This window comes from Mesorhizobium sp. M2A.F.Ca.ET.039.01.1.1, from assembly GCF_003998035.1.
Lineage (GTDB): Bacteria > Pseudomonadota > Alphaproteobacteria > Rhizobiales > Rhizobiaceae > Mesorhizobium.
The window spans coordinates 1-3,642 of record NZ_RZRY01000637.1 but is presented as its reverse complement, the minus strand read 5'-3'; the positions used below and the strand labels follow the sequence as shown (position 1 = coordinate 3,642).

Genomic DNA, 3,642 nt, shown 5'->3' with positions numbered 1-3,642 from the left:
ATCGGGACCTCTGGGCAATGGAGTGGGTTCTCTAGAGTTCCAGCATGAGGAGGACAATCCGTATGACCACCCAGGTTGTACACGGCGCATTTGGACCAAAGCAGGTGAAGCAGCTCAAGGAAATTTATGAGCGAGCGCAGGCTGTGACCGCCCAGTATCCTGAATCCCACGTCGCTAACAAAGCCGCCAAGAAGTTGATCGATGCGTTTGAGACAGTGACCCGTAGCCATGAGGCGGTCTGCCGTTGGCTGAGCGAGACTGAACCCCAGGGACACGCCTGAGGTTCCAATCGTCAATTCTAGGAGCATCTGTCCGCCTGCCAGACAATGCTGGCAGGCGGATTTTCTGCTGTGCCGCTCACCGCAAAAGCGATAGGGGAGCCATTGGGGCGGGCGAATGGCTCCCCTACCCTGTCTTCGCTTTATCCGCAGACAGACCGGCGTAAGCCCGGGCAGACGCTGGCAAACAGATGTTCTTCTTTGGCAATGTATGACGTCAACGAAGCCTTTGGAGTAAGAAGCCGCCGTGGATTAACGGTCCTGCTTCCGCCTATCGGATGAGGTTGGCGGCGCTGCTTTGCCTGAAATCATTTGCGTGCACGACTCCAGGAACCCGGCCCAATGGTTTCGGCCCGTATGCCTGCCCATCAGCGGGACCCTTGAGAGCCAAAAAAATTTACAGAAAATTAACTTAGATTAGCTCTCGCTAGTAAAGCATCAACTACTGAATTCTAGGTGGTGTAGGGGAGAAGCGATGAGGGTCCAAGCTGGGGGGGCCTGGCTGGACTCTCAGATTGGTAGAAACTTTCAAAAAATCTAGGATTTGAGGGGGCTGTCGGCCGCCATGAGGCGGTCGTGTTGGGCAAAAGTTGGGGTGCTAGTATGAGTTCTGTGATCGGCCTACATAATCTTGCTTCGCCAAATCAATCAGAAATCTCGTCGAGCAGCGCAAAGAGCAACGAACAACTAGACAAGGAATGCCTACTTATTCTTGACGGAAGGGCGTTAGACCGGGAATGTCTAGCATCGGCTCTGGAGGACCATGAGCTTGGCATGGCTGTTGTCGCCATGGACAGGATCGAAGAATGGCGAATAAAGAAGGAAGCATACCCTCCTTTAGCCGCTATCCTATTTAATCTTGGCGGACGCAAAGTTACCGATCAAAGCATAGCTGAAGAGGTCCGAATGATCTCTTCAGAGTTCAGTTCTGTTCCAGTGATTCTGCTGGCTGACACGGAAGATCTTACACAGATACTGACCGCCCTTGAAAGCGGCGCACGCGGATACATTCCGACTTCTGTTGGCATTGACGTCTGTGTCGAAGCCGTCAACCTTGCGGCGGCTGGCGGCATCTTCGTACCGGCCAGTAGCGTGCTGTCCATGCGGCATCTGATCGATTCAGGCAGCCGCGACACACGTCCGCTGACGACTATGTTCACGCACCGGCAAGCTGAAGTGGCTCAGGCGCTTCGGCGCGGCAAGGCGAACAAGATCATAGCCTACGAACTGAACTTGCGCGAAAGCACCGTGAAAGTCCACATCCGCAATATCATGAAGAAACTGAAGGCGACCAACAGGACTGAGGTTGCCTACAAGGTGAACGACCTTTTCGGGGAAGGTGCCCTCGCGGAAGAATGACAGGTGGTTTCAGACGGCCCGCCAGAGTTCACTTCTGCGGGTCGTCTTTGTTAGCCTCGTTCCGCGATCGGCTGTTCCGCAGCCGCTGCAAATGGCGTGATCGTTATAAAACGCCGGTATTGGGCTCCAACATCCACCATAAGTGCTAAATCGGCAGCCATTTGGTGATCGCGAAATTTTGGACCGGACATGTAGACTTTCCAACAGCTGGAGTGTGGTACATGTCTGAGCAGAGCCCTTGTTTTCGCAAATCTGTCCGTTTGCAAGGTCGCGCGCGCCAACTGATCCCAGGTGGCTGCCATACATACGCGAAGGGCGATGATCAGTATCCCATTCTCGCCCCGGGTTTCATTGAGCGTGGACTTGGATGTCATGTCTGGGACGTCGATGGCAACGAATACATCGAATATGGCATGGGCAATCGTTCCGTTGGATTGGGGCATGCCTACCCGACAGTCCTGAGAGCGGTTGAGGCAGCGTTGAGTGGTGGCTCCAATTTCACGCGACCGGCTAGGATCGAAGTCGACTGCGCCGAGACGTTTCTGGAGCTTGTCGACGCGCAGATGGTAAAATTCTGCAAGGATGGCTCGGATGCGACGTCCGGCGCCGTGCGCTTGGCCCGCGCTTATACAGGGCGCGACCTCGTGGCCTGCTGCGCCGACCATCCATTCTTTTCGACGGACGATTGGTTCATCGCCACGACACCGATGAGTGCCGGTATTCCGGAGGTGGTCCGAAATCTCACCGTCACCTTCCGCTACAACAACATCGCCAGCGTAAAAGATCTGTTCGACAAATATCCGGGCAAGCTGGCCGCGCTGATCCTCGAGCCATCCCGCGGAGACGACCCGGCAGACGGCTTCCTGCATGAAGTGCAACGTCTCTGCAGGGAAAACGGCGCGCCGCAATCCAGAGGTCGGAGCCTACAACCAGACATTCTGAGAGGAACTGAAGCATGGCACACCGGATCGTAAGTTTCGTCATGAGCGGAGGTGTCGGGTCGCGGCTATGGCCGCTCTCGCGCGAAGACAATCCCAAGCAGTTCCACGATCTGTCGGGGGATGGCTCCATGCTGGCGAAGACGGTTCGGCGCCTCAAAGCATGGCCAAATAGCGAAACGCCGATCTATCTGATAGCGTCCGAACGTCATGCCGAACGCGTTATCTCTGACATAAGTCCGCTCGGACTGAACGGTGGAAGGCCGATCTTCGAACCCCTGGGCCGCAATACTGCGGCGGCGGTCGCAATAGCGACACTGCAGACGATTTCCGAACACGGCAAGGATGCACTCGTGCTCGTGGTCCCATCCGACCATCAGATATCGACCGAGACGCAATTTTGGGAAACCGTCGAAGCCGGCATGCCTGCCGCAGACGCTGGTAGCATTGTCGTCTTCGGGATCAAGCCCACTCATCCGGAAACTGGATATGGGTACATCGAGGTTGCAGCCAATGGCGATGGCGCGGCCGCGGTTTCGCGCTTTGTCGAAAAGCCGGACGTCGAGACGGCGCAAAAATATCTGTCGTCGGGAAGGTTCTACTGGAACGCGGGCATCTTCCTGTTTCGCGCCGACACGATGCAGAAAGCCTTGATCGAATTGCAGCCGGAAATCTGGGATACCGCGGAACGCGCCTTCAGGTCCGCCACGACCGATATTTCGGGCCTCTACTTGCCCCAACGCTTCTACTCGGCGGTCCCCTCCACGTCGATTGACTATGCCGTCATGGAACATGCGCAGGGCATCGCGATGGTGACGGCTTCTTTCCGCTGGAATGATCTCGGGTCGTGGCAATCGTTGCTGGAGTCTAGCCCCGCCGACGGCAACGGCAATGTGGTGATGGGCGATGTCGTGGCCATGGACTGCAAAAATTCCTACCTCAGGAGCCAAGGTCGGCTGCTCACTGTGATCGGAATGAAGGATGTGGCGGTGGGTGCAACGCCGGACGCGATATTCGTCGCCCCGGGCAGCCACAGCCAGGATGGGAAGAAAGGCGTGGAACAAATC

At 56.3% G+C, this 3,642-nt stretch carries 3 protein-coding genes and 1 pseudogene; all 4 read left to right on the top strand.

The genetic code is table 11. The features are described from left to right. Nucleotides 1-62 precede the first annotated feature (62 nt). The gene (locus tag EOA24_RS30895; RefSeq protein ID WP_126082689.1) at nt 63-281 is read left to right on the top strand and encodes a hypothetical protein; all 219 of its coding nucleotides are present in this window, start codon (nt 63-65) and stop codon (nt 279-281) included. Nucleotides 282-881: 600 nt separating this feature from the next. Beyond that, nucleotides 882-1,637: a response regulator transcription factor gene (locus EOA24_RS30890; protein WP_126082688.1), complete on the top strand. Its 756-nt coding sequence runs from the start codon at nt 882-884 to the stop codon at nt 1,635-1,637. Nucleotides 1,638-1,858: 221 nt separating this feature from the next. Further along, a pseudogene (locus EOA24_RS30885) lies at nt 1,859-2,539 on the top strand (aminotransferase class III-fold pyridoxal phosphate-dependent enzyme); the annotation flags it as partial. Nucleotides 2,540-2,592: 53 nt separating this feature from the next. After that, nucleotides 2,593-3,642, top strand: a 1,050-nt coding sequence (locus tag EOA24_RS30880; RefSeq protein WP_148669980.1) for a mannose-1-phosphate guanylyltransferase, incomplete at its 3' end; no start/stop codon positions are given.

Bases quoted from the DNA above. Each gene is read 5' to 3' on its own strand.
- EOA24_RS30895 (WP_126082689.1), top strand. From the start codon at position 63: ATGACCACCCAGGTTGTACACGGCGCATTTGGACCAAAGCAGGTGAAG.
- EOA24_RS30890 (WP_126082688.1), top strand. From the start codon at position 882: ATGAGTTCTGTGATCGGCCTACATAATCTTGCTTCGCCAAATCAATCA.